24 protein-coding genes are annotated in these 24,145 nt (G+C 75.6%); 17 read left to right on the top strand and 7 right to left on the bottom strand.

The annotated features are described in order from the left end of the window. Nucleotide 1: 1 nt before the first annotated feature. From ACFC2L_RS16100 to ACFC2L_RS16085, 4 genes are read right to left on the bottom strand one after another with little or no spacing between them, the layout of a single operon-like run. Nucleotides 2-1,198, bottom strand: a complete 1,197-nt coding sequence (locus ACFC2L_RS16100) for an ABC transporter permease (RefSeq protein ID WP_375825308.1) — start codon at nt 1,196-1,198, stop codon at nt 2-4. Further along, entirely contained in the window at nt 1,195-1,854 is a 660-nt protein-coding gene (locus ACFC2L_RS16095; protein ID WP_375825307.1) for an ABC transporter ATP-binding protein, read from the bottom strand. Before ACFC2L_RS16095 ends, ACFC2L_RS16100 begins: the two co-directional genes overlap by 4 nt. Next, on the bottom strand, nt 1,851-2,948 hold the full coding sequence (locus ACFC2L_RS16090; RefSeq protein WP_375825306.1) for an efflux RND transporter periplasmic adaptor subunit: 1,098 nt from the start codon (nt 2,946-2,948) through the stop codon (nt 1,851-1,853). Before ACFC2L_RS16090 ends, ACFC2L_RS16095 begins: the two co-directional genes overlap by 4 nt. Beyond that, nucleotides 2,945-3,541 carry a hypothetical protein gene (locus ACFC2L_RS16085; protein ID WP_375825305.1) on the bottom strand — a complete coding sequence of 199 codons (597 nt, stop codon included), beginning with the start codon at nt 3,539-3,541 and terminating at the stop codon, nt 2,945-2,947. Before ACFC2L_RS16085 ends, ACFC2L_RS16090 begins: the two co-directional genes overlap by 4 nt. Nucleotides 3,542-3,673: 132 nt before the next feature. Between ACFC2L_RS16085 and ACFC2L_RS16080 the strand changes: the two genes are divergently transcribed. The 12 genes from ACFC2L_RS16080 (at nt 3,674) to ACFC2L_RS16025 (ending at nt 16,182) form a co-directional block, all read left to right on the top strand. Continuing rightward, the gene (locus ACFC2L_RS16080) at nt 3,674-4,330 is read left to right on the top strand and encodes a response regulator transcription factor (RefSeq protein WP_375825304.1); all 657 of its coding nucleotides are present in this window, start codon (nt 3,674-3,676) and stop codon (nt 4,328-4,330) included. Beyond that, nucleotides 4,327-5,544, top strand: coding sequence for a sensor histidine kinase (locus ACFC2L_RS16075; protein ID WP_375825303.1), 1,218 nt, complete (start codon nt 4,327-4,329; stop codon nt 5,542-5,544). The genes ACFC2L_RS16080 and ACFC2L_RS16075 overlap by 4 nt, the downstream gene beginning before the upstream one ends. 238 nt (nt 5,545-5,782) lie before the next feature. Continuing rightward, nucleotides 5,783-6,412: a hypothetical protein gene (locus ACFC2L_RS16070; protein ID WP_375825302.1), complete on the top strand. Its 630-nt coding sequence runs from the start codon at nt 5,783-5,785 to the stop codon at nt 6,410-6,412. A gap of 31 nt (nt 6,413-6,443) precedes the next feature. Next, nucleotides 6,444-7,439, top strand: a complete 996-nt coding sequence (locus ACFC2L_RS16065) for a peptidoglycan-binding protein (protein ID WP_375825301.1) — start codon at nt 6,444-6,446, stop codon at nt 7,437-7,439. Continuing rightward, nucleotides 7,436-8,038, top strand: coding sequence for an ATP-binding cassette domain-containing protein (locus tag ACFC2L_RS16060; RefSeq protein ID WP_255179749.1), 603 nt, complete (start codon nt 7,436-7,438; stop codon nt 8,036-8,038). The genes ACFC2L_RS16065 and ACFC2L_RS16060 overlap by 4 nt, the downstream gene beginning before the upstream one ends. Then, nucleotides 8,035-9,102 (top strand): hypothetical protein, encoded by a 1,068-nt coding sequence (locus ACFC2L_RS16055; protein ID WP_375825300.1) that lies wholly within the window; start codon nt 8,035-8,037, stop codon nt 9,100-9,102. Before ACFC2L_RS16060 ends, ACFC2L_RS16055 begins: the two co-directional genes overlap by 4 nt. Next, nucleotides 9,099-10,949 carry an AMP-binding protein gene (locus ACFC2L_RS16050; protein ID WP_375825299.1) on the top strand — a complete coding sequence of 617 codons (1,851 nt, stop codon included), beginning with the start codon at nt 9,099-9,101 and terminating at the stop codon, nt 10,947-10,949. The genes ACFC2L_RS16055 and ACFC2L_RS16050 overlap by 4 nt, the downstream gene beginning before the upstream one ends. 218 nt (nt 10,950-11,167) lie before the next feature. Beyond that, entirely contained in the window at nt 11,168-11,602 is a 435-nt protein-coding gene (locus ACFC2L_RS16045; RefSeq protein WP_375825298.1) for an Rrf2 family transcriptional regulator, read from the top strand. A 71-nt stretch (nt 11,603-11,673) separates the two neighbouring features. Continuing rightward, complete coding sequence (locus ACFC2L_RS16040) at nt 11,674-12,900, top strand: globin domain-containing protein (protein ID WP_375825297.1); 1,227 nt, start codon at nt 11,674-11,676, stop codon at nt 12,898-12,900. A 407-nt stretch (nt 12,901-13,307) separates the two neighbouring features. Next, entirely contained in the window at nt 13,308-14,624 is a 1,317-nt protein-coding gene (locus tag ACFC2L_RS16035) for an NAD(P)/FAD-dependent oxidoreductase (protein WP_375825296.1), read from the top strand. Nucleotides 14,625-14,733: 109 nt separating this feature from the next. Continuing rightward, nucleotides 14,734-15,351 carry a hypothetical protein gene (locus ACFC2L_RS16030; protein ID WP_375825295.1) on the top strand — a complete coding sequence of 206 codons (618 nt, stop codon included), beginning with the start codon at nt 14,734-14,736 and terminating at the stop codon, nt 15,349-15,351. Between the two features lie 147 nt (nt 15,352-15,498). Continuing rightward, on the top strand, nt 15,499-16,182 hold the full coding sequence (locus tag ACFC2L_RS16025) for an SDR family oxidoreductase (protein ID WP_375825294.1): 684 nt from the start codon (nt 15,499-15,501) through the stop codon (nt 16,180-16,182). Nucleotides 16,183-16,185: 3 nt separating this feature from the next. Here the strand turns inward: ACFC2L_RS16025 and ACFC2L_RS16020 are convergent, their stop codons facing one another. Further along, on the bottom strand, nt 16,186-17,463 hold the full coding sequence (locus ACFC2L_RS16020) for a hypothetical protein (RefSeq protein ID WP_375825293.1): 1,278 nt from the start codon (nt 17,461-17,463) through the stop codon (nt 16,186-16,188). A gap of 113 nt (nt 17,464-17,576) precedes the next feature. Continuing rightward, nucleotides 17,577-19,343, bottom strand: coding sequence for a M28 family peptidase (locus ACFC2L_RS16015; protein WP_375825292.1), 1,767 nt, complete (start codon nt 19,341-19,343; stop codon nt 17,577-17,579). A 220-nt stretch (nt 19,344-19,563) separates the two neighbouring features. Between ACFC2L_RS16015 and ACFC2L_RS16010 the strand changes: the two genes are divergently transcribed. Beyond that, nucleotides 19,564-20,865: an exonuclease domain-containing protein gene (locus ACFC2L_RS16010; protein WP_375825291.1), complete on the top strand. Its 1,302-nt coding sequence runs from the start codon at nt 19,564-19,566 to the stop codon at nt 20,863-20,865. Between the two features lie 27 nt (nt 20,866-20,892). Here ACFC2L_RS16010 and ACFC2L_RS16005 read toward each other — a convergent pair whose 3' ends face one another. After that, complete coding sequence (locus tag ACFC2L_RS16005) at nt 20,893-21,324, bottom strand: PASTA domain-containing protein (RefSeq protein WP_375825290.1); 432 nt, start codon at nt 21,322-21,324, stop codon at nt 20,893-20,895. Nucleotides 21,325-21,460: 136 nt separating this feature from the next. Here ACFC2L_RS16005 and ACFC2L_RS16000 point away from each other — a divergent pair, with 136 nt between their 5' ends. From ACFC2L_RS16000 to ACFC2L_RS15985, 4 genes are all read left to right on the top strand, one after another. Then, entirely contained in the window at nt 21,461-22,465 is a 1,005-nt protein-coding gene (locus ACFC2L_RS16000) for a hypothetical protein (RefSeq protein WP_375825289.1), read from the top strand. A gap of 86 nt (nt 22,466-22,551) precedes the next feature. Continuing rightward, the gene (locus ACFC2L_RS15995; RefSeq protein WP_375825288.1) at nt 22,552-22,992 is read left to right on the top strand and encodes a hypothetical protein; all 441 of its coding nucleotides are present in this window, start codon (nt 22,552-22,554) and stop codon (nt 22,990-22,992) included. Continuing rightward, complete coding sequence (locus ACFC2L_RS15990) at nt 22,989-23,348, top strand: carbohydrate-binding protein (RefSeq protein WP_375825287.1); 360 nt, start codon at nt 22,989-22,991, stop codon at nt 23,346-23,348. Before ACFC2L_RS15995 ends, ACFC2L_RS15990 begins: the two co-directional genes overlap by 4 nt. 156 nt (nt 23,349-23,504) lie before the next feature. Further along, nucleotides 23,505-24,026 carry an Hsp20/alpha crystallin family protein gene (locus ACFC2L_RS15985; protein ID WP_375825286.1) on the top strand — a complete coding sequence of 174 codons (522 nt, stop codon included), beginning with the start codon at nt 23,505-23,507 and terminating at the stop codon, nt 24,024-24,026. Nucleotides 24,027-24,145: the final 119 nt, after the last annotated feature.

Below are 24,145 nucleotides of genomic sequence, written 5' to 3'. Positions count from 1 at the left end.
CTCACCGGGCGGCCAGGGCCTCCGTCGGCGAGAGCCGCGCCGCGCGCTCGGCCGGGTAGAGGCCCGCGACCACGCCGACGACGACGGTCGCCGCGAGGCCGCCGAGCGACGCCCAGGCCGGGACGTGGGTCGGCCACGCGCGCAGCGCCGCGTACGCGGTGGTCGCGACGACGCCCAGCACGACTCCCGCCGTCCCGCCCAGGAGCGCGAGCAGCAGCGACTCCGCGAGGAACTGGGCGCGGACGTGCCCGCGCGTCGCGCCGAGCGACCGCCGCAGACCGATCTCCCCGCGGCGCTCCAGGACCGAGATCACCATCGTGTTCGCGACCCCGACGCCGCCGACGAGCAGCGCGACGGCGCCGAGACCCAGCAGGAGCCCGGTGAACGCCGCGTCCGCGGCGGCCCGCGCGGCGAGCGCGTCCGACGGCCGTGACACCCGGACCTCGTGCGGCGCCGCCGGGTTCGCGGTCGCCGCGAGCACGGCGCGCACGTCCGCGACCGACGCCTCGTCGGAGCGGGTGTAGACGGTGGTCGGGTGCCCGTCGAACCCGAGGACCTCGGCCGCGACGGGGCGTCCCACGAGCGCCGCCGAGTCGATCTCCGGGGCGAGCACCACCGGGTCGAGCACCCCGACGACCGTGAACGGCTCACCCCCGACGAGCACCTGCACGTCCGGGTCGGCGTGACCGATCCCGAGGAGCCGGGCCGTGGTCGCGCCGAGGACGACCGCCGGGTACCGGGCGGTCGCGGCGTTCAGCCAGGTCCCCGACGCGACCGTCGCGCCGAGCGCGGGCGGCAGGTCGAGGTCCGCGGCGTAGGTCGCGATGCCGCCGGTCTCGACCTCGGGCACGAGGTCGCTGCGGTACACCGCCGCGTCGACCGCGCCCACGGACGACACGTCCGTCACCGGCCCGATGCGGGCGATCATGGCCGGGGCCTCGTCGGGCAGGGCGGCGGTGCCGCCGAAGAGGTCGGTGCCGGGCGCGACGCGCAGCAGGTCGGTGCCGAGCCGGTCGAGCTGCCGGTCGAGCTCGGCCCGACCCGAGCTGGAGATGCCCACGACCGCGACCATCGCCGCGATCCCGATCGCGATGCCGAGCGCGGAGAGGACGACCCGCGCGGGCCGCGCCCGCAGCCCGGCCCCGCCCACGCGCAGGAGGTCGCCGGCGCGCAGCCGCGCCGGCGCGAGCCCGCTCACGCGTGCACCTGCCCGTCGCGCAGGGCGACGCGCCGCCGCGCGCTCGTCGCGACCTCGGCGTCGTGCGTGATGACGACGACCGTCGTCCCGTCGCGGTGCAGCCCGGCGAGCAGGGACATGACCTCGCCGCCCGACGCGGAGTCGAGGTTCCCGGTGGGCTCGTCGGCGAGCAGCAGCGCGGGCGACCCCGCGACGGCGCGCGCGACCGCGACGCGCTGGCGCTCGCCGCCCGACAGCTCGTGCGGCCGGTGCGCGAGCCGGTGGCCGAGCCCGACCCGCTCCAGCGCCTCGACGGCGAGGCGCCGCCGCCGCGCCGGGGCGACGCCCTGGTAGAGCATCCCGTCGGCGACGTTCTCGACCGCGCTCACCCCGGCGGCGAGGTGGAACTGCTGGAACACGAACCCGATGCGGCGCGCGCGCAGCGCGGACAGCCCGCGGTCGGAGAGCCGCGCGACGTCGTGGCCGTCGACGCGGACCGTGCCCGCGCTCGGGCGGTCGAGGGTCCCGACGATCTGCAGCAGGGTCGACTTGCCGGATCCCGACGGGCCCACGACGGCGACGAAGTCACCCTCCTCGACGGCGAGGGTCGCCTCCCGGAGCGCCACGACGCCGTCGTACTCCTTGGTCACGGCATCGAGCTCGACGACGGCGCTCATCCCGGGACCACCACCCGGTCGCCCGCGGCGAGCCCGGTCCCGGCCACCTCGACGCGGCCGTCCGAGAACAGCCCGGTCTCGACGGCGACGAGCGACGACCCGCCGTCGTCGACGCGCTCGACCGCGTACCCGCCCTCGGCGAGCGCGAGGAGCGCGGCGACCGGCACCGTGAGCACGTCGTCGCGCCGGTCCGCCGCGAACGCGACGCGCGCGGTCGACGCGACGGGCGCGGCGGCGTCCCCCGCGAGCACCGCCGGGTCGTCGGGCGTCACCGTGACGCGCAGCACGGAGGTGCCCTCCGCGCCGTCGGGTCCCGGCGGCCCGGGGACGACGACCGGCTCGACGCCCTCGACGGTCGCGGGGAACGTCACGCCGTCGGGCAGCGTCACCGTGACCGCCGCGCCGGCGACGGCGAACCGGGCGTCGCGCGGGTCGAGGTCGACCGTGACCACGCGGTCCTGTCCCGCGACGACGACCAGGTCCGCCGCAGCGTCGTCCCCGACCTCCACGAGCAGGTCCGCGACCTGCACGGCGCGGGGCGCGTAGTGCACGGCGCCCGGTTCGACGACGCCCGTCCGCGCCACGCCCAGGTCTGCCTGCCACGCCCGCACGGCCGCGGCCGTCGCGGACGTGAACCGGTCGTCGACGTCGAACCCCGTCCGGCCCAGGGCCGCGAGGTTCTCCTCGAGCTGGCGCACGTCGGGACCCGACGCGCCCGCCTGGAGGGTCCGGTACGCGGGCAGGTCCCCGTACAGCAGGACCGTCGGCACCTCGTCGACCCGGTAGAGCTGCTGCCCGCGCTCGACGACCGCGCCCACGTCCGGGAGCCACGTGACCACGCCACCGTCGCCGCGGAGCGTCCGGGGCCCGACCAGGCCCACCTCCCCCGGCTCCTCGGTCGTCGCCACGAGGTCCTGGCGCACGACCTCCGCCGTCGCGGGCACGGGCGCGACCGACGGCGCGTCGGACGGCTCGAACCCGAACCCGTTCGCCGCCGCGGCCGCGAACCCCACGCCCGCCGCGGTCAGGACGCCGAGGACCACCCACCCCGCGCGGCGCGACGCGCTCGCGCGACCATCCGGCCGTCGGCTCATCCCTCGCCCTCCCCGGGCGTCCCGGCGCCCTCCACGCACGCCTCGAACGCGGCCGTGTACTCGGGCGACGACGGGTCGATGCTGCTCCCGGGCGGCATGTCGATGACGCCCTCCGGGTTCGGGTCGGGGTAGTCGTCGACGCCGTGGTCGCGCATGCAGGCCGCGAGCTCGCGCAGGCGGGCGAGGTGCTCCGGGTCCGCGTCCGGCGGGGCGCCGCCGCCCGGGAGGAACTGCGCGCACGCCGCGAACGCGGCGTCGGCCTCCGCCGTCGAGACGCCCTCGGGGTAGGTGTACGTGAACTCGCCGGCCGAGCTCGTGGGCGGCGGGATCGGCGCGCCCTGCTCCTCCATGCACGTGCTGAGGCCCGCCGGGTCGCCCTCGAACAGCGGCCCGGAGGGCGTGCTCGTCGGCGTCCCGGTCGCACCGTCATCGAGGGACGCGACGGACGGCGCGTCGCCCGACGTGCCCGTCGCGCAGCCCCCGGCCAGCAGCGCCGGCGCCAGCGCGAGGAGCAGCACGACCGGCGCGCGCCCCCGGCGCACCGGTGCGGTCCTCCGCGTGGTCGTCCGTGCGGTCGTCCTCGACCTGGTCATGAAGGTCTCCTCCGGCGATGGGTCGGAGGACGGGCGTGCCCTCCTGGTCACCACCTCACCCGACGGCACGTTTCCCGGGCGTGACCGGCCCCGGTAACGCGGGGATAACCCGCGACGGGCCACACTGGGCGGATGCGCATCCTGGTCGCCGAGGACGAGCCCCTGCTCGCGGACGCCGTCGCGGAGTGGCTCCGCGGTGCGGCGCACGCCGTCGACGTCGTGGGCGACGGCGGGAGCGCGCTCGAGCACGTCGACGTCAACGACTACGACCTCGTCGTCCTCGACCGCGACCTGCCCGTCGTGCATGGCGACGACGTGTGCCGCCACATCGCGACGTCGGCGATGACGACGCGGGTCCTCATGCTCACCGCGGCCGGGAGCGTGGACGACCGGGTCGCGGGCCTCGCGATGGGTGCCGACGACTACCTCGCCAAGCCGTTCGCGTTCGCCGAGCTCGGCGCGCGGGTGCAGGCCCTCGGGCGCCGGTCGCGGCCGGCCGCGCCCCCGGTGCTCGCGCGCGCGGGCGTCCGGGTCGACCTGCACCACCGCCAGGTCGTGCGCGACGGCCGCTACGTGCCGCTGTCGCGCAAGGAGTTCGCCGTCCTCGTCGAGCTGCTGCTCGCGGAGGGCGCGTTCGTCTCGGCGGAACGGCTGCTGGAGAAGGCATGGGACGAGAACATCGACCCCCTCACCGGCGTCGTGCGGGTGACGATCCTCAAGCTGCGCCGCAAGCTCGGCGAGCCCGGCATCATCGAGACCGGTGCCGGCGTGGGGTACCGGATCCGGTGAGGCCGCCCCGGTCGAGAGGTCCGCGCCTGACGCTGCGCGCCCGGCTCACCGTCGTCCACGCCGCGCTCTTCGTCGTCGCGGGCGCGGTCGTGCTCGCGGTCACCTGGGCGCTCGTGCGGCAGCGGCTCGTCGGCGAGGCGTCGCTCGTCAGCGCGTCGTTCTGCTGCACGTCCCCCGGCCAGTCCGCCACCGCCCCGGGGCAGGAGATCACGTACGACGTCCTCGTGGGCCTCGTCGGTGCCGCACGCGGCGAGGCGCTCGCCGCCGTGCTGACCCAGGGCGCGATCGCGCTCGTCGCCGTGGGCGCGCTCGCCGCCTGGGCGGCGTGGCTGCTCGCCGGTCGCATGCTGCGTCCGCTGTCGACGATCACCGCGACGGCGCACCGCATCGCCGAGTCGCCCGACGCGGCGCGCCGCATGCACGAGCGCATCGGTCTGGCCGGCCCGCGCGACGAGGTCACCGAGCTCGCCGACACGTTCGACGGCATGCTCGCCCGGCTCGACCACGCGTTCGACGCCCAGCGGCGCTTCGTCGCGAACGCCTCCCACGAGCTGCGCACGCCGATCACGCTGCACCGCGCGCTCGTCGAGGTCGCGACCGAGCGGCCCGGGGCGTCGGACGACCTGCGCCGCCTCGGGCAGGCGCTGCTGGAGGTCACCGCGCGGCAGGAGCGGCTCCTGGACGGACTGCTGCTCCTCGCCCGGTCCGAGCGCGGGCTCGCCGACCGCCGGTTCGTCGACCTCGCGGACGTCGTCGAGCACGTGCTGGACCCGCCGCCCGGCGCACCGGCCCCGGACCCCCGCGTCCGGATCGAGGCGTCGTGCGACGAGGCACCGACGTCCGGCGACCCGCTGCTCCTCGAGCAGCTCGTGCGCAACCTCGTCGAGAACGCCGAGCGCTACAACCTCCGCCACGACGGCTGGGTGCGGGTCACCACGCGGTCGGACGCCGCGGGCGACGCCGTGCTCGAGGTCGCCAACCCCGGTCCGCCCGTCGCGCCCGACGACCTCCCGGGCCTGTTCGAGCCCTTCCGGCGGCTGGGCGGCGAGCGCACCGGCGACGGCGCCGGGAGCGGGCTCGGGCTGTCGATCGTCCGCGCCGTGGTGGACGCCCACGGCGGCTCCGTCGCGCTCGCCGCGCGACCCGAGGGCGGCCTCGTCGTGACCGTCCGGCTCCCCGGCGAGGAGTACTCGCTCGGCGCTTCCGCGTCTTGAATAGTGGACACACGTGATACTCCCGACATTTGAGGCGAGACTTCCCTCGACCGATCAGCACCTTGGGGGATGTGATGAGAAAGGTCATGAAGGCGGTCATCACTGCCACGCTCGTCGCTGGTGTCGCGGCGTACTACGACGTCAAGTAGTCCGACTCACGTGCTGCCGAGCGTCCGGACGCCGTCGCTCGGCAGCACGCGGGCCCGCCCGTCCCGACGACCGCAGTGATCGGAGCATCATGTCTCTTCGCAGGTCGACGCGGCGACGCGTCGCCGCGGCGGCTCTCGCCGCCCTCGTCCCGCTCCTTGCCGCGTGCGGCACCCCGGGTTCCGTCGGGTCGAGCGTCGACGACGGGACGGCCGTCGACGTTCCCGCGTTCGACGGCCCCTACGCCGCCGAGTTCACGGCCTTCTACTCCGACGCCGGGTCCGACTTCGCTCGTCAGGCGCTCGCCGACGAGGAGATCACGGACGCGGAGTACGCGGAGATGGAAGAGAAGTTCCGCACGTGCCTCGAGGCGGAGGGCGTGACGTTCTCCGGCTTCGAGCCCGACGGGTCGTACGAGGCCTCGCCCCTGCCGGACGGGAGCGACCCGTACGAGGTCGTGAAGACCTGCGAGCGTGAGTCGGGCGCCGACACGGTCGGGGCGCTGCACGACATCATGGCGTCCAACCCGGACAACCTCGACGTCCCGACGATCATGGCGGAGTGCCTGGTCCGTCGCGAGGTCGTACCGGCGGGCTACGCGGCAGACGACTACCTCACCGACATGGAGGGGCGGTTCTCCGACCTCGCCGCCCTGTCGACCGAGCTCCGCGAGGCGCTGACGTCGTGCTCGAGCGACCCGCTCGGCCTGGCCGGTGAGTGAGGGTCGCAGCCCGGCCACGGTGGGCCTGTGGGTGATCGGCGCACTGACGCTCGTCGCCGTGGGGGTCGTCCTCGGTGCCGCGTGGACGTCCCCGGCCGTTCCCGCAGCCCTTCGACCGCCCGCTCCCATCACCACCTTCGAGGTCCGGTCCGCGACGTTCGACGACGTCCGCTCCGTCCGGCTCGCCGTCGCCCGTGGCGAGGAGTCGGGGCTGGCATCACCCGGTAGCGGTCTGGTCACACGCTTCGACTGCCGTCCCGGCTCGACCATCGAGTCCGGGACCGCGCCGCTCTGGCTCGACGACGCACCGGTCGTCGCGCTCGCGACGACGCTCCCGCTGTGGCGGGACCTTCCGGTCGGCACCGAGGGCAACGACGTGCGGGCGCTGCAGGAGGAGCTGACGCGTCTGGGGCACCCGGTCGAGGCCACTGGAACGCTCGGCACGAAGACCCTGCGGGCAGTCAACGCACTCTTCGACGACCTCGGCGACCCCTCGGCCCTCACCTCCGTCCCGCGATCTCGTCTCCTCTGGATCCCCGGACCTTCGGTCACCGTCGCGGAGTGCTCGGTCACGACAGGGAGCCAGCTCGAGGCCGGAGCGGAGCTCGTCGTGACGCCCGGCACGCTGGCAGGCGTCGCGCTGCGCGACGGCGCGCCGTCCGACCTCGTCGCCGGGGCGCGCACGCTCCGGGTGGACGGGATCGACGTCGCGGTCGAGCCGCAGAACCCGATCACCGACCCAGCACTGCTCGCACAGCTCGACGCTGCGCCCTCGCTCCAGCAGGCAGGCACAGGCGACGAGGCGCCGGTCGGTCAGCTGCGGTTGGCAGAACCGGTCGACGTGTCGGTCGTCCCACCGTCCGCCGTGATCACGGCACCTGACGGGACGACCTGCGTGACCACGGACGCCGTGCCCCACAGGCTGCGGGTCGTCGGGTCCGAGCTCGGGCAGACGTTCGTCCTGTTCGACGGCACCCCGCCGACCGCCGTCGACACGTCGCCCCGACCGGACTCCGCGTGCGCGTGACGGCGAGCGGCCTCGGGCACCACTTCCCCGGGCGCCCCTGGCTCTTCCGCGGGCTCGACCTCGATCTGCGGCCAGGTCGCACCTACGCGCTCACGGGTCCGTCGGGGTCGGGCAAGAGCACCCTGCTCGGCCTGCTCGCCGGGTGGGAGGAGCCCCGCGAGGGCACCGTCGCGCGGGACGGCATCGGGCGGACCGGGTGGGTGTTCCAGAACCCGCACGGGACGCCGCGACGCTCGGCGCTCGACCACGTCGCGCTCCCGCTGCTCGTCCGAGGGCTGCACCCCCGGGAGGCGGAGCGACGAGCCACCGACCTCCTGAGCAGGTTCGGGCTCGACGGCATCGCGCAGCAGCAGTTCCGCCGCCTCTCGGGCGGGGAGGCGCAGCGCCTGATGCTGGCGCGGGCCATCGCGTCCGAACCGGGGCTCCTGCTCGTGGACGAGCCGACCGCGCAGCTCGACCTGCCGACCGCCCGCACCGTCAACGCGTCCCTCGGTGCGCTGCGCTCGCCCGCGACGATCATCGTCGTCGCGACCCACGACGCCGCGACCCGCGACTCCTGCTCGGACCACGTCGACCTGACGCTGGACCCCGCCGCATGAGGCTGCGCTCGATCCTGCGCGAGGCGTGGCGCAACGCTTCCACAGGCACCGCACGCTGCGTCACGCTGGCGCTGGTGCTGATCGGCCTGGTGGTGACCGCGACGGTCGCCGAGATCTCGACCGCAGCGACGCTCGAACAGCAGGCTGCGGACTTCCGGGCGGCGGGTGGGTCGGTCCTCACGATCTCAGCACCGGGCCGGGTCGACGGCGCGCGGTGCGAGTCGTTGCGCGATCTGCCCGGGGTACACACCGCGGGTGCGCTCACCGTCCGACCGGACGAGTCCGTCGCCGCCGTCGCCCTTCCCGGTGCCCCCATGCCCGCCGCGGACGCGAGTCCAGGGTTCCCGGCCGTCGTCGGCGCCACGACCGACGGTGGGCCGGGCCTGATCCTGACCGACGACGCCGTCGCGACGCTCGGCCTCGAGCTCGGCGACCGACTCTCCGCGACGACCGGGACGACTCGCCTCGCGGGCACCTACGCCTACCCTCGCGACGGCCGGAGGGACGGGTACGGCTATCTCGCGGTGAGCGTCACCGGGTACCGCGCACCCTTCGACGAGTGCTGGGTCGAGGCGTGGCCGATGACCACGGAGCTGAACCCCCTCCTCTTCACCGTGCTCCGGCCGGGCGGCGACGCCGACGACGTCCCCCAGGTGCAGCAGCTCAACTCCACGCTGGGTTCCGGGCTCGACGGCGCGGGGCTGTTCCACGATCGCGTCACCCGGTTCGGAGGGCTCCTCGTCGGGCTGATCGCTGCCGTCGTGGCCTTCGTCGCCGTACGGGCTCGCCGGGTGGAGCTCGCCACGGCCCTCCACGACGGGATGCGACGGCGTGACCTGTGGACGATCGTGTCGCTCGAGGCGGTCCTGTGGACCGCTCCGGCGGTAGCGGTCGGGATGGCGCTCTCCCTCGCCTGGTTCGGCCGGGACGGCGACCTGCTGGTCGGCGCGGTCCTCGGTGCGCGCGTGGCCCTGTCCGTGCTGGCGGGTGGCGTGGCAGGCGTCGCCGTCGCCCTGGCCACGACGCGCGAGAAGGACCTGTTCGCCTACGCAAAGGACCGATGACCACACCGACGCCGCACACAACCTACGCAACCGTAGGTTACGGTGGCGTAGTGAACACTCTGGCGACGAGGCCGTGGACCGCCCGCTACGCTCCCGGCGTCCCGACGGACGTCGCGGTGCCCGACGAGCCGGTCACGGCCGCCCTCTACCGCGCGGCCGAGCGCTGGCCGGACCGCGTCGCGGTCGACTTCTTCGGCGCGACCACCACGTACGCCCGGCTCGTCGCGCAGGTCGAGCGCGCCGCGAGCGCCCTGCACGACCTCGGCGTGCGCCGTGGCGACCGCGTCGCGCTCGTGCTCCCCAACGGCACGTCGCACGTCGTCGCGTTCTACGCCGTCCAGCGCCTCGGCGCCGTCGTCGTCGAGCACAACCCCACGTACACCGCCGACGAGCTCGCCCACCAGCTCGCCGACTCCGGGGCGAGCGTCGCCGTCGTGTGGACCAAGACCGTCCCGGCCGTGCTCGAGGCCCGCTCGCACGCGCCCGGCCTGCGCACCGTCGTCGGGCTCGACATCGCGCGCGACCTCCCGCGCGGCAGCCGCCTCGCGCTGCGCCTGCCCGTCGCGCGGGCGCGCGCCCAGCGCGACGCGCTGCGCGGCCCCGTCCCCGCGGGCGTCCCCGACTGGCACGACCTCGTCCGCCGCGCGCGGGCGCTCCCGCCGTCGCTCCCCCACCCGGGCGCCGACGACGTCGCGCTCCTCCAGTACACGGGCGGCACCACGGGCACGCCCAAGGGCGCGGTGCTCACGCACCGCAACCTCGTCGCGAACGTCGTGCAGGGCCAGGCGTGGGCCACGTTCGAGGAAGGTGCCGAGACCGTCTACGGCGTGCTGCCCTTCTTCCACGCGTTCGGGCTGACGTTCTGCCTCACCCTGCCCGCGCGCATCGGCGCGACGCTCGTCGCGTTCCCCAAGTTCGACCCCCAGGCGTTCGTCGCCGCGCAGGCGCGGCGGCCCGCGACGTTCCTGCCCGGCGTCGCGCCCATGTTCGACCGCATCGTCACCGCCGCCGCGGACGCGCCCGGGCCGGGCTCCGACCTCACCTCGATCCGCCTCGCGTTCGCGGGCGCGATGCCCATCACCGCCGAGACCGCACGCCGCTGGGAGGACGCAACGGGCGGTCTGCTCATCGAGGGCTACGGCATGACCGAGACGTCCCCGATCTCGCTCGGCAACCCCTGCTCCGACGACCGTCGGCCCGGGACCCTCGGCCTGCCCTTCCCCAGCACGGAGATCCGCGTCGTCGACGCCGACGCTCTCGACGCCGGGAACCTGCGCGACGCCGACCCCGAGCCCACCGACGACCCGGCCGCGCCGCGCACCGTGCGCGGCGAGCTGCTCGTGCGCGGCCCGCAGGTGTTCCGCGGCTACTGGAACCGCCCCGAGGAGACCGCGCACCAGCTCCTCGACGGCGGCTGGCTGCGCACCGGCGACGTCGTCCGGGTCGCGCTCGACGGCCCCGACGCCGGGCTCGTCACGCTCGTCGACCGCATCAAGGAGATGATCGTCACCGGCGGGTTCAAGGTGTACCCCTCCCAGGTCGAGGACCACCTGCGCGGGATGCCCGGCGTGCGGGACGTCGCCGTCGTGGGCGTCCCCGGCAGCGGGTCCGACGAGCACGTCGCGGCCGTCGTCGTCCTCGACGACGCGGACGACGCCGGCTCGCCCCCGCGCGTCGACCTCGCCGCCGTGCGCGAGTGGGGCGAGCGGCGCCTGGCCCGCTACGCCCTGCCCCGCACGCTCGCCGTCGTGCCGGAGCTCCCGCGCTCCCAGATCGGCAAGGTCCTGCGCCGCGTCGTCCGCGAGGACCTCCTGCACCGCGACGACGTCGAGCACCACCACGCCTGACCGCGCGGCCCGGTCCGCGGCGCGCCCGGACCTCGGACCCGCAGGGTCGGGCCCACGGTCGGAGGGCCCCACCCAGCCCCCGAGGTAGACCCTCGGTCGGCCGAGGGTAGACCCCTGGTAGCGCGAGGTAGAGCGGGGTCTCTCTCCGCAGGTGAGCATGACCGACGTCACGTCAGATAAAGTCGCGCGCCAGATGCGACTTCGCCTAGGTTCGAAGCGTGCAGCTGACCCAGTTCACGGACCTCGGGCTGCGGACCGTCATGCGCCTCGCCGTCCTCGACGCCGAGGAGACGATGAGCACGCAGGACGTCTCCGCACAGCTCGCCGTGTCGTACAACCACACGACGAAGGTCGTCACGCGCCTCGCGGAGCTCGGGGTCGTCGCGGCGCGACGGGGTCGCGGAGGCGGGGTCCGGCTGAGCGCCACGGGACGGTCCGCGTCGGTCGGCTGGATCGCGCGCGAGCTCGAGGGACCCGGCGAGGTCGCGCAGTGCGAGGGCCCGACGCCGTGCCCGCTGCGCCAGGCCTGCCGGCTCCGCGGCGCGCTGCGCGAGGCCCAGGAGGCGTTCTTCACCGTCCTCGACCGCTTCACGGTCGAGGACCTGGCACGGACGCCGACCGGCCCCGTGCTCCTCGCGCTGGGCACCCGGTGACCACGGGCGCCCGTCGGCCCGACCGCACGGCCGGGCACCACCCACCATCACCGTCAGGATGGGAGCAGCCGATGCTGTCCGAGAAGTCCACCGAGGTCGTCCGTGCCACCCTCCCCGTCATCGGGGCCGCGATCGGCGACATCACCCCGGTGTTCTACCGCCGTATGTTCGCCGCGCGGCCGGAGCTGCTGCGCGACCTGTTCAACCGCGGAAACCAGGCGCAGGGGGAGCAGCAGAAGGCGCTCGCGGGGGCGATCGCCGCGTACGCGACGATGCTGGTCGACCCCGCCGGCCCGCCGCCCGCGGCGCTGGTCGCGCGCATCGCGCACAAGCACGCGTCGCTGGGGATCGTCGCCGAGCAGTACCCGATCGTCCACGAGCACCTCTTCGCGGCGATCGTCGAGGTGCTCGGCGACGCCGTGACGCCCGAGGTCGCGGCGGCGTGGGACGAGGTCTACTGGCACATGGCGCACACGCTCGTCACGGCGGAGAAGGCCCTGTACACCGGTGCGGGCGTCGACGACGGCGACGTGTGGCGCGACCTCGTCGTCGCCGAGCGCCGCCTGGAGGCCACGGACACGGTGTCGTTCGTGCTTGCCGACCCGAGCGGCGCTCCCCTGCCGGCGTTCTCCCCGGGCCAGTACGTCTCGGTCCAGGTCACGCTGCCCGACGGCGCGCACCAGATCCGGCAGTACAGCCTCTCCTCGGGGCCGGGGCGCAGCACGTGGCGCGTCGGCGTGCGTCGGATCGCCGAGAGCCCCGCCGAGCCCGGTTACCCGGCGGGCGAGGTGTCGAACCACCTCTACGAGAACGTGTTCGAGGGCGACACGCTGCGCGTCTCGCTCCCGTTCGGCGACCTCGCGCTCGAGGACGCCGACCACCCGCTGCTGCTCGTGAGCGCAGGGATCGGCGTCACGCCGATGCTCGGGATGCTCGACCACCTCGCGACGGCGGACGACGCGACCCCGCGGCACGTCGCCGTCGTGCACGCGGACCGCTCGCCGTCGCGCCACGCGCACCGCACGGAGCTGGGCGCCCTCGTGGGCAGCCTGCCGGACGCCGTCCTGCACACCTGGTACGAGACGCCCGGCACGGGCGCGACGCCGGAGCACGTCCGCACCGGCCGCGTCGACCTGTCCGAGCTGGACATCGACCCCGCGACCGAGGCGTACCTGTGCGGACCGCTGCCGTTCATGCTGGCCGTGCGCGACGAGCTCGTCGCGCGGGACGTCGCGGCGGAGCGGATCCACTACGAGGTGTTCGGCCCCGACTCCTGGCTGCCGGCCGGCGTGAACTGAGCACTCCTCCTCCGGACGGGGGCCGCCGGGCAGGCGGGCCCCCCCCCCCCCCCCCCCCCGCCCCCCGCGGGGGCGCCCGGTGGGGGCGCGGGGGGGGGTGGGCCGAAACACGCCGAACGCGTCGGCGGCCACCCCCCCCCCGGGGCCGGGCGGGGCGGCGCGGACCCACCCCGCGGTGTGCGCCCCCTCCGCCGGGCGCCCGCCGGGCGTCCACTGACCACCCCCCCGCCGGCGGGGGGCCGCGGGGCCGGCGGCCACGACGCACGCCTCGCCCCGGCGCGCGTCGTGGCCGCCTGTTCGGCGCGAGGGCGGGGTTCGCCGTAACCTGGCAGACGTCGTCGGCGACGTCCGCGACGCAGGCGGGCGGGCACCGGCGCTCTCCCACCCCGTCGCCCCGAGGAGGCCCCGTGCCCGAGCCCGTCACCGCTGCGCCTGGTGCGGCAGCCCCCGACCCCCTGCCGCACGTCGTGGTGGTCGGCGCCGGGTTCGCCGGCCTCGCCGTCGTCAAGGGGCTCGCGAAGGCGCCCGTGCGCGTGACGCTCGTGGACCGCCGCGTCTACAACACGTTCCAGCCGCTGCTCTACCAGGTCGCGACGGGCGGCCTGAACCCGGGCGACGTCACGTACTTCCTGCGCGGGCTGCGGCTCAAGCAGAAGAACGTCCGGGTCGTGCACGAGCACCTCGTCGGGATCGACCACGAGGCGCGCCGCATCCGGCTCCTCAACGACGAGTGGGTCGACTACGACTACCTCGTCGTCGCGAACGGTGTCACGGCGAACTTCTTCGGCACCCCGGGCGCCAAGGAGAACTCGTTCCCCATGTACTCGCGGTCGCAGGCGATGAAGATCCGCGACACGCTCTTCATCCGGCTCGAGAAGGCCGCGGCGAGCCCGGCGACGGACGACGGGCTGCGTGTCGTGGTCGTGGGCGGCGGCGCGACGGGCGTCGAGGTCGCGGGGGCGCTCGCCGAGCTGCGGACCGCCGGGCTGCGCCCCGCGTACCCCGAGATCCACGGCGACGCGTTCGAGGTGAAGATCGTCCAGCGCGGCGGCGAGGTGCTCAAGTCGTTCCACCCGAGGCTGCGCCGGTACGCGGCCGAGGAGCTGCGGCGTCGCGGCGTCGGCCTGCACCTGGGGGCCGGGGTCGCCGAGGTGCTGCCGGACGCCGTCGTGCTGACGGACGGCACGCGCATCCGGTCCGACCTCACGGTCTGGTCGGCGGGCGTCCACCCGCACGAGGAGGTCGACGACTGGGGGCTGCCGCGCGGCGAGGGCGGGCGCGTCGTCGTCGGCGACGACCTGCAGGTGGAGGGCCTGCCCGGGGTCTTCGCGGCCGGTGACATCGCGGTCTCCCCGGCGGGGCTGCCGCAGCTCGCGCAGCCCGCGATCCAGTCGGGCGCGCAGGTCGCGCGCAACATCGAGGCGCTGCTCGCCGGCCGCCCGACGACGTCCCTGCGCTACTTCGACAAGGGCACCATGGCGGTCATCGGCCGGCGCGCGGCGATCGCGGAGGTCGTCGGACGGCTGCGGCTCACGCGGGGCGTCGCGTGGCTCGCCTGGCTGTTCGTCCACATCATGGGGCTCATCGGGCCGCGCAACCGGCTGACGACGCTCGCCGGCCTGGTCACGCGCTACGGGTTCCCGTTCCACCGCCGCCCGATCCCCATCGTCGGCGACGTCCCGACCGTCCGGCCGCCCAAGCGGACGGGCCCGCGCCGCGGCTGACCGCGCGAGGATCACCCGCCCGCGGCACCTCCCCCGGCCGCACGGGCCGCGACCGTCACGTACCCTCGAAGACGCAGAGAAGTTCGCAGGGGCAACGGGGGCACGTGTGGTGGCAGGACGAACGACGGCACCGTCGACGACGACGGGCCGGCTGAAGGACATCTCCCAGGAGCACGGGGCGCACCGCGTCGGGCGTGCGCGCACGACGGCGGTACCGCGGCGGACGCGCGTCGTCGTGCTCGCGGCCGTGGCGGTGGCGGCGCTGGCGGGCTGCCGCGTCGAGGGCGTGCCGGGTGGTCCCGGGGCCCCGACGCCGTCACCCACCGCAGAGCCGACCACGGTGCCGACCGAGGAGCCGACCGACGGCCCGACGCCCGACCCCACCGACGACCCCACCGACGGCCCGACAGACGGTCCGACGACCGGGCCGGGCACCCCGGTCCCGCCGGGCGGGTCCGACGGCGTCGAGCTCTCGGTCGAGATCGAGCCCGCGTTCCCGATGCCGAACCTCGTGGAGACGAGGCTCAAGCAGGCGCGCGCCGACCTGGAGCAGCGCGGCGCGGCGACGGTGGTGGTCGTCGACGCACGCGACCCGCGCGCGGGCTCCCTGCCGGGCGCGTCGAACGGCTGGACGGTCTGCGAGCAGGACCCGACGGGCGGCGACCTCGTCCGGGCGTCGGAGACGGTCGTCCTGGGCGCGGCCCCGAACGCTCGCCAGTGCCCCTGACCTGTCCCTCGGGTGGCGGCGTAACCGGTGCGGGAGCACCGTGGAACCACACCGCGAGATCGACCTGACCGTCTCGAGATCGGCCCTCAGAGGGTCGATCTCGACCGCTCGGGTCGATCTCGACGCCAGCAGACAGGAGTCCGCCGCATGAAGATCGCCCTCGTCGGTGCCCACGGCAAGGTGGGCCGGCTGCTCGTCCCCATCCTCGTCGACCACGGCGCCGCGGTGACCGGGATCGTGCGCGCCGAGGAGCAGCTCCCGCTCGTCCGCCGCCTGGGTGGCGAGCCGCTCCTGCTCGACGTCGAGAGCGCGTCCGTCGACGAGCTCGCCAGGGCGCTCGGCGGGTTCGACGCCGTCGTGTGGTCGGCGGGGGCGGGCGGCGGGAACCCGGAGCGCACCTACGCCGTCGACCGCGACGCCGCGGGCCGCTCGATGGACGCCGCCTCCGCCGCCGACGTGAGCCGCTACCTGATGGTGTCGTGGATCGGCTCCGTGCCCGACCACGGCGTCGACCCCGACTCGAGCTTCTTCGCCTACGCGGACGCCAAGCTCGCCGCCGACGACCATCTGCGCGGCACGGACCTCGACTGGACCATCCTCGGGCCCGGCACGCTGACCGACGACGGCCCGACCGGCGCGATCCGCGTCGTCGGCGACGGCCCCGACGGGCTCGACGGCGCCGACGACGTCCCCGACGGCGCTGCTTCGCAGGTCTCGCGCGCGGACGTCGCGATGGTCGTCGCGCAGGCCGTGCGCACCCCGGCGACGGTCGGCCGCTTCGTCCGGTTCACCGCGGGCGACACGCCGATCCTCGAGGCGCTCGACCGGTAGCCCTCAGCGCCCGAGGCGGCGGTCCACCCGCTCGCGCAGGTCGAGCGCAGTGCGGCGCCACGTCGCTGCGCGCGCCACGACCGCACCGACGCTCGTGTCCTCGGCACGCACGTGCACGACCTCGACGCCGTGCTCCGCGGCCGTGCGGACGATCGTGTCCGTCGCGCCGCGCAGCGCGAGCTGGAGCAGGACGCCCGTCGTGCTCGACTGCGCCTCGCCGGTCCCGAACCGCCGCCGGTAGACCACCTGCGTGACCACCCGGTCGAACATCGGGTCCGACGGCGCGTCCGCGACCGTGCCGGCGACGTCCCCGCGCGCCGCGTCCGCATCGTCGCCAGGCAGGTCCGGGACGCTGCCCTCGGCGCCGGCCGTCCCGAGGAGGGCCTGGGCGTCGGCGACGACGTCGTCGCCGTCCGCGTCCGGCGGGAGCACGGCGAGGTAGAGCGAGAGCAGGAGCTCGCTGATCTTCCGCAGGACCCACGCCCGGCCGGGCAGCGGGGGCAGCGCCACGACGTACTGCGCGAGGTTCACCTCCAGCGCCTCGGCCGACAGGCACGTCCACGCGGGCGCCGTGCGGATCTCGACCACGCGCTCCCAGTCCACGTCCTTGCCGTCGAGGCCCACCCGCTCCGGACCGATCGTCACGGCGCCGAACCGGTCGAGCAGCGCGAGCGGCGCCGTCGCGAACCGCGGCACGTACGGGACGAGCCGCACCACCCCCTGGACCGACACGTCCCACTCCCGCTCGAGCGGGTACGACGGCCGGGGGTAGGCGGCGATCGCGCGCCGCACCCACTCCGCGACGACCTCGTCGAACGCGCCGTCGGCCGCGGCGCCGTCGGCCGCCCCGCCGCCGGCCTCTCCGCCGGCCTCTCCGTCGTCCGTCTCCGCACCGTCGTCCGCGAGCGCCTCGACGAGCGCGTCCTCCAGCGCGGCGTCGAGGCCCGGTCCGGGGCCACAGCCGGTTCCCGGGTCGACGGCGCCGGGCGCGGCGGTCGCCGGGCGGTCCTCGGGTGGGTCGACCGGGTGCTCGTCGGTCCGTGGGCCGGGCTGCTCGGTCGCCTGCCCGGCGCCGCCCCGCGCGCGTCGGCCGAGCGGGCCGGGCAGCGAGAACGAGGGCCGCGGGAGCGTGGGGCGCGGCACCGCCGGGACGCGCAGGAGGCGCTTCTCACCGAGCAGCCGCGCGAGGGTGCTGCGCTCGTCCCCCGACGTCGTGCCGGGCAGGTCGGGGCCCTCCCCCGGCACGTCCTCCGTCGTCGTGAGGAACGGTTCCTTCGCCACGTGACCCCCCTGTCCGTCGCGCCGCCCGACGGCGCACCGCGGGCCAGCGTAGACCGGACGGGGCCGCCCTCCTCGTGGAGGACGGCCCCGCCCGTCGTACGACCCGCGCTGCGTCAGCCGCAGGCGATCGCGTCGTACGCGACGTCGTACGTCTGCGAGTGGTTCTCCCCGCCGCCCGCGAGGCGCGCGACGACGCTCACGGTGCCGGCCTCGACCGACGCCGAGCGGGTGGAGAACGACTGGTACGCGTTCGCGTCGGGGGCGACCTGGCCGAACGCCCGCTGCCCGAACGGCGTCACGAGGCGCAGCGACACGGGCTGGTCCTCGCCGTTGGTCGCGCGGACGGCGACGTACGCGGTGCCGTTCAGGCACCGCGCCTCCGCCTCGATCGCGTCGACGCGGGGGTTGCCCACGCCGTTGATCGCGAACGTGTCCTCGGACAGCGACGCGACGGCGTGACCGATCGCGCGCGACATGATGTCGAGCGCGGTCGCGTCGACGTTGTCGATCGTGTCTGCCGGCGAGTGGTAGTTCGGGTCGTAGAAGATGCCCTCGGTGCCGCCGAACATCGCGACCTCCTCGGCCGTCTTCGAGCCGTCCGCGCCGGTGAACAGGCCCGACGCCGGGATCCCGTTCTCGATGAACGCCTGGTAGTCGGAGCGGCCCGAGAACTCGGTGTCGACCCACGCCTGGTCGATGCCGTCGAAGTAGTCGGTGAACACCGCCTCGGTCTCGGCCGAGCCCGGCGGCACCTCGACGGGCGCGGGGTACGTCGACTCGTTCGCGTCGTACACGCCGATGATGTAGTTCGGCGAGCCGACCATGTCGAAGTTGAGGTAGGTCGCGATGTCGTCGAGCGCCGCGGGGTCGTTCTCGACGAGGTCGCTCACGTAGTGCGTCGAGCCGCGCAGCCCGACCTCCTCCGCGCCCCACCACGCGAACCGCACGGCGTTCTCGACGTCCTGGCCGCCGTCGGTCGCGGCGGCGAGCTGGACCGCGACCTCGAGGATCGCGGCCGACCCGGACCCGTTGTCGTTGATGCCCGGCCCGTCCTCGACGCCGTCGAGGTGCGCGCCCACCATGACGACGTTGTGGTCGCGACCGCCCGGCGTCTGGGCGAGCACGTTGAACGTCTCGAACTCCTCGACGTGCGTCTGCAGGTCGTAGGTCGCGACCGCTTCGGCGCCACCCGTGATCGCCGCGAGGATCTGCTGCCCGGCCGCCTGCGTGATGCCCACGGTCGGGACCCAGACGTCGCTCGCCTCGCCGAGGGTCGGGTTCAGCGCGCCGTCGGTGTTGTTGTAGAGGATCACGGCGGCGGCGCCGGCCTCCGCGGCGAACCGCGCCTTGTCCGCGAACGGGCACGACCCGCGGCTGACCAGCGCGACGGCGCCCTCCACCGCGACCCCGTCCCAGGTGTCGGCGGTGCAGCCCTGGACCAGCGCGTCGGCGGGCTGGACGATCGGGCCCGTGACGCCGTCGTCCGGGGTGTCGGGGGCGAACTCGGCGGGGTACACGTCCGACGTCACCTCGACGCCGGCCGCGGTGAGGGACAGGTCGTCGGTGACCAGGTCCTCGAACGTGAAGTACTGGCGCTCGGGCTCGTAGCCCGCGGCCCGCAGGGCGTCCTCGACGTAGACGGCGCTCGCCTCGTAGCCGGGCGTCTCCATCGCGCGGTTGCCGCCGTTGGCGTCCGCGATGTCCTGGAAGTCCTGGAGCCGCTGCATGACCGCGTCGCCGGTGACGAGGTCCTCGAGCGGGGGCGGTCCGTCGGCGGCACGCAGTCCGCCTGCGGGGGCAGCGCCGACGGGCGCTGCGGTCAGTGCCGCGAGCACGAGGCTCGCGGCGGCGGCAGACGGGACGATCGTTCGTGGTCTCACGCATCCTCCTCGACAGTGGCCCCCGCCGGCCGACCCCGGTCGTGTCGGGGTCCGGCCGAGTCGCACACGAGACGCGCGACGCTGCGAAGGCTCGTGTGCTCGCGAGCGTAGGCCCACGGGGCCCGGCGCGAAACCCCTGCGCGCCCGCGGGTGGTCGCGGCCGCAGACACGGTGACGACGGTGGTGACGAGGCGTGGGCGGCGTCGGGCAGACTGTGCCCGTGCCCGGATTCGCCGTCGTCGACCTCGAGACCACGGGGTTCTCCCCTCGCCTCGGCGACCGGGTCGCCGAGGTCGCGGTGGTGCTGGTCGACGCCGCGGGCCGGGTCGAGGACGAGTGGTCCACGCTGGTCAACCCCGAGCGCGACCTGGGGCCCCAGCACGTGCACGGCATCGCGGCGGCAGACGTCGCGCTCGCCCCGACGTTCGACCGCGTGGCCCCCGCCCTCCTGCGCCTGCTCTCCGGCCGCGTCCTCGTGGCGCACAACGCGGCGTTCGACACGCGGTTCCTGCGCGCGGAGATCGGGCGCGCGGGCATCGCGGCCGCGATCGACCCCGTCGCGTGCCTGTGCACCCAGCAGCTCGCGGGCCGGTACCTCACGGGCTCGCGCGCACTGGCCGCGTGCTGCGCGGCGGTGGGGGTCGTGCACGACGGCGTCCACTCCGCCCTCGGCGACGCGCGCGCGACCGCCGGGCTGCTCGGGTACTACCTCGACGTCGCGGCCGACGACGAGTGCTGGGACGTGGCCCGCGCCGCGGCCGACGGGGTGCGGTGGTCGCTGCCCGCCGCGCTCCCCGGCGTGGAGCCGGTCCTGCGCGGCGCGAGCCGCGCTCGCGGGCACTGGCTCGCCGGGCTCGACGAGGCGCCGGGCACCCGCGCGGGCGACGCGCACCCCCGGGCCGAGCGCCCGGACGTCGACACCGAGACCTACCTGCGCCTGCTCGACGCCGCGCTCCTCGACCGCTACGTGTCGCACTCGGAGCGTGCGGCGCTCCTCGCCGAGGCGCGGCGGGCCGGGCTGGACCGGGCCGCGGTCGAGGGCGTGCACCGCGACTACCTGACCGCCCTCGCCCGGGCGGAGCTCGACGCCCTCGACGGCGCGACCGCCGCGGGCGACCGCGACGACGGCGGCTCCGTCCGCGACGACCCCGCGCTGCACGAGGTCGCGGGCCAGCTCGGCCTCGACGCGGACGACGTCGCGGGAGCCGTCGAGGCGGCGCTCGGGGCGCGGCTCGCCGCGGAGCTCGCCGTCGCCCCGCGCCCGGCGTTCGTGCTGGCCGACGGCGACGAGGTCGTGCTCACCGGGTCGATGTCGCGTACGCGCGAGGCCTGGGAGCGCGACGTGCGGGCCGCGGGCCTCTCTCCCTGGCCCTACGTGACGCGCCGGAGCCGGCTCGTCGTCGCCGCCGACCCGGACTCGCTCTCGACGAAGGCCCGCACGGCCCGCCGGTACGGCATCCCCGTCGTCACCGAGGCGGCCCTCGCGGCGCTGCTCGCCGCCCGTTCCGCACAGGCTGCGTGATGTCCGCTCACGGGCGCGCAGGGCTGCTCAGGGACAGGCCTCGTCCAGCTTGACTGCGGAGAGTGTGACCACGGTGGAGATCGGTACGACCGCTCCAGGTGCCGGGTCCTGCGCACAGACGGTCCAGTTGGAGTCGTTGACCGCGAAGCGTTCGAGCCCTGTCGCGTCGACCTGGTCCATGACGTAGGAGTCAAGGGTCTGGAGCAGGTCCTGCGCGTCCTGGAGGTTCTGCCCGACGACAGAAGGCATCTCGAAGGTCTGCTCGACCTCCTGGTCCGCGCTCGATGCCGTCTCCGGCTCGCCGGACTGCTCGGGCTCGGTGTCGTCGGGCGCCGGTGCGTCCTCCTGCGGCTCAGCCTCCTCGGTCACGGTCACGGTGACCGGGTCGGCGGGGCTGCCACTGCACCCGGCGAGAGCGAACGACACCAGGCCCACCACCGCGACGATCGTCTTCCTCATCGACCTGCCCCTTTCGACTCGTCCTCCACTCTGGGCCGGAACTCGCTGCGGAGCACGGCGAACGCAGGGTGAAAGTCGAGCACGCTCGCACACGGAGACCGAGCACGAGCAGTGCACAGGTGCGACGCTGGGCAGCATGGGCAAGCGCGGCATGCTCGGCACGGCACCCGACGCCGACGCGCTCGTCGACGGGCTCTTCGCGCTGCCGCTCGAGCAGTTCGTCGTCGCCCGCACCGCGGCGGCGAAGGAGATCAAGGCGTCGGGGGACGCCGTGGGTGCGGAGCGCGTGGCGCGGCTCGCGAAGCCGACCGTGGCGGCGTGGGTCGTCAACCAGGTCGCGCGCGAGCGTCCCGACGACGTCGCCGCCCTCGTCAGCCTCGGGGACGAGCTCCGCGACGCGACGACGGACCGCGACCGTACGCGCATCCGCACGCTCGACCGGCTGCGGCGCGAGCGCGTGGAGCGCGTCGTGGGCGAGCTGCGCGACGCGGGCGAGGTCGCGGGCCGGGCGGTCTCCGCGACGGCGCTCGACCGGCTCGCGGAGACGCTCACCGCCGCGGTCATGGACCCGGACGCGGGCGCGCTCGTCCGTGCGGGGCGGCTCGCGCAGGCCCTGCAGCACGTCGGGTTCGGGATCGTCGACGAGGGCGGCGAGCCCGCCGACGTCGTCGAGCTGCGGGAGCGCACCGGTGCGGCCGGCGCGCGCGGCTCCCGGACCGCGGCAGGCGGGGCGGGCGCCGGGAGCGGCACCGGCCGTGCTCGCACCGCGCGCTCCGGCTCCTCCCCCGACGGCGGAGAGCCGCCCGAGGACGCCGTCGCGGCGGCCGAGCGCGAGGTCGAGGAGTCCGCGGCCGAGGTCGACCGCCTGGAGGCCGAGCGCGACGAGGCGGAGACGCGCGTGCGGGCGGCGAGCGACGCCGTCGGGCAGGTGGAGGAAGAGCTGGGGCACGTCGAGGACGAGCTGGCGCGGCTCGCCGACGCGCGCGAGGAGCTGCGCGCGCGCCTGTCCGAGACCCGGGAGGCGGAGGCGAGCGCCCGCGAGGCGCTCGAGAGCGCCGACGCGCGGCTCGACACCGCCGAGCAGCGTGCCGCAGCCGCCCGCAAGGCGCGCCGTGCCGCGCGCACGACCGCGCCCGGGTGAGGGATTCCCCGTAGGGCGCTGCGGGAGAACCACACGATCCGACGGCGCCCGTTGACCTCCCGGGGCCGCGGCGGGACCGTCGGCCCATGCCCCGCACCGCACGCGGCGACGACGCCGCGCACCGCTCGCTCCTGGCCCCGCTCTTCGCTGCACCGCGGGCCGAGGGGGTCTACGTCGGCTCGGCGAACGACTACTCCGACCGGTCGGACCACGTGCAGATCCTCGACAACACCATCGGTCCGCTCGTGCGCGGGGAGAACGTCGACGTCAAGGAGGGGACGACGGGCGGGCGGATCGCGCGCAACATGTTCGTCGGCGACGGGCTCACGGGCGCGAACTACGACGACTCGTGGGTCGACGTGAAGGGGAACGACTACGTCGTCGAGGACAACGTCGGGACGGCCACGACGAAGTTCGGCTTCCAGACGCACCAGCAGTCCCCGGGGTGGGGCTGCGGCACGGTGTTCCGCGGCAACCACGCCGACCTCACGGGCGCGACGGGCAGCGCCGGTACGCGATCGAGGTGACGGTGCACGACCCCGTGGCCTGCCCGGTCACGGTGACGGACGACAACACGGTCGTCGGCGGCGACGGGCTCGTGAACCCCGGCGTCCCCGTGGTGACCGCGGGCGGCACCCCGACGCCCGACCCGGACCCCGAGCCGGAGCCGGACCCCGACCCGACCGACACCCCGACGCCGGAGCCCGAGCACCCCGCGGGGTGCGACGACGCGGCGCTCGCCGCGTGGTCCGCGACGACGGTCTACGTCGGCGGCGACCGCGTGCTGCACGGCGGGAGCCTGTGGGAGGCGCGCTGGTGGACGCGGAGCGAGGCGCCGTCGTCCGCCGCGTGGGGGCCGTGGCAGCACGTCGCGCTCTGCTGACGACCGCGGGTCGGGCTGAGCCTGCGGAGCGGGTGGTGCGGGTCGGGCACCGCGCCGTTCGTCGTCCGCGAACGCGGGACTGAGCCGGGCACGCTCAAGGTTGGACAGGTCAGGACGCCACGGGCCGACCGTGGCACGAAGACCTGGAGGACCACCATGATCAGCACCTACACCGTGGCACCGTTCCGCCCGCTGCCCACCGAGCGCGTCGTGCGCCAGCTCTGGACGCGGCCCGCGGGTGCCCCCGTCGCGCGGACGGGCTACGCGCCCGCCGCGGACGTCTACCGCGAGGGCGACGACCTCGTCGCCCGCTTCGACCTGCCGGGCGTCGACCCGGAGCGCGACGTGACCGTCGAGCTCGAGGGTCGTCGTCTCGTCGTCCGCGGCGAGCGTCGCGACCAGCGCGTCGTCGACGCCCCCGCGGCCGAGACGGCGGACGAGGCCGCCGAGGGCGAGCAGCCCGCGGTGGACGCCGGCGAGGCGGCCGAGGTCGCCCCGGCCGGGCGGCGCGTCCGCGAGGTGCGGTTCGGCGAGTTCCGCCGCAACGTCACCCTGCCGAAGTCGGCGGACGCCGACGCCGTCCGCGCGTCCTACGACGCGGGCGTGCTCACCGTGACCGTCGCCGGCGTGTTCGCCGGTCGCGCCCCGCAGCGCATCGAGGTCACGCGCGCGGCGTGAGGCGCACCGCCGGCGTGACGTGCGACGTCGCGCCGGCGCCCTGACCCCGGCCGCGCCCGCCCCCCTGCGCGGCCGGACCGCGGGCGGGGGCGCGGGCCGCCCGCCCCCGGGCCGCCCCG

Origin of the sequence: Cellulosimicrobium sp. NPDC055967 (assembly GCF_042269845.1) — a bacterium.
In the GTDB taxonomy this organism is placed as follows: Bacteria; Actinomycetota; Actinomycetes; order Actinomycetales; family Cellulomonadaceae; genus Cellulosimicrobium.
The sequence above is the reverse complement of the archived record's forward strand: the minus strand, read 5'-3'. Positions and strand labels throughout refer to the sequence as shown.

Excerpts from the sequence above, each read along its gene's own strand:
- ACFC2L_RS16040 (WP_375825297.1), top strand. The coding sequence starts at position 11,674 with ATGCTGTCCGAGAAGTCCACCGAGGTCGTCCGTGCCACCCTCCCCGTC.
- ACFC2L_RS16080 (WP_375825304.1), top strand. The coding sequence starts at position 3,674 with ATGCGCATCCTGGTCGCCGAGGACGAGCCCCTGCTCGCGGACGCCGTC.
- ACFC2L_RS15985 (WP_375825286.1), top strand. The coding sequence starts at position 23,505 with ATGATCAGCACCTACACCGTGGCACCGTTCCGCCCGCTGCCCACCGAG.
- ACFC2L_RS15995 (WP_375825288.1), top strand. The coding sequence starts at position 22,552 with ATGCCCCGCACCGCACGCGGCGACGACGCCGCGCACCGCTCGCTCCTG.
- ACFC2L_RS16095 (WP_375825307.1), bottom strand. The coding sequence starts at position 1,854 with ATGAGCGCCGTCGTCGAGCTCGATGCCGTGACCAAGGAGTACGACGGC.
- ACFC2L_RS16090 (WP_375825306.1), bottom strand. The coding sequence starts at position 2,948 with ATGAGCCGACGGCCGGATGGTCGCGCGAGCGCGTCGCGCCGCGCGGGG.
- ACFC2L_RS16025 (WP_375825294.1), top strand. The coding sequence starts at position 15,499 with ATGAAGATCGCCCTCGTCGGTGCCCACGGCAAGGTGGGCCGGCTGCTC.
- ACFC2L_RS16000 (WP_375825289.1), top strand. The coding sequence starts at position 21,461 with ATGGGCAAGCGCGGCATGCTCGGCACGGCACCCGACGCCGACGCGCTC.
- ACFC2L_RS16050 (WP_375825299.1), top strand. The coding sequence starts at position 9,099 with ATGACCACACCGACGCCGCACACAACCTACGCAACCGTAGGTTACGGT.
- ACFC2L_RS16055 (WP_375825300.1), top strand. The coding sequence starts at position 8,035 with ATGAGGCTGCGCTCGATCCTGCGCGAGGCGTGGCGCAACGCTTCCACA.
- ACFC2L_RS16005 (WP_375825290.1), bottom strand. The coding sequence starts at position 21,324 with ATGAGGAAGACGATCGTCGCGGTGGTGGGCCTGGTGTCGTTCGCTCTC.
- ACFC2L_RS16085 (WP_375825305.1), bottom strand. The coding sequence starts at position 3,541 with ATGACCAGGTCGAGGACGACCGCACGGACGACCACGCGGAGGACCGCA.
- ACFC2L_RS16070 (WP_375825302.1), top strand. The coding sequence starts at position 5,783 with ATGTCTCTTCGCAGGTCGACGCGGCGACGCGTCGCCGCGGCGGCTCTC.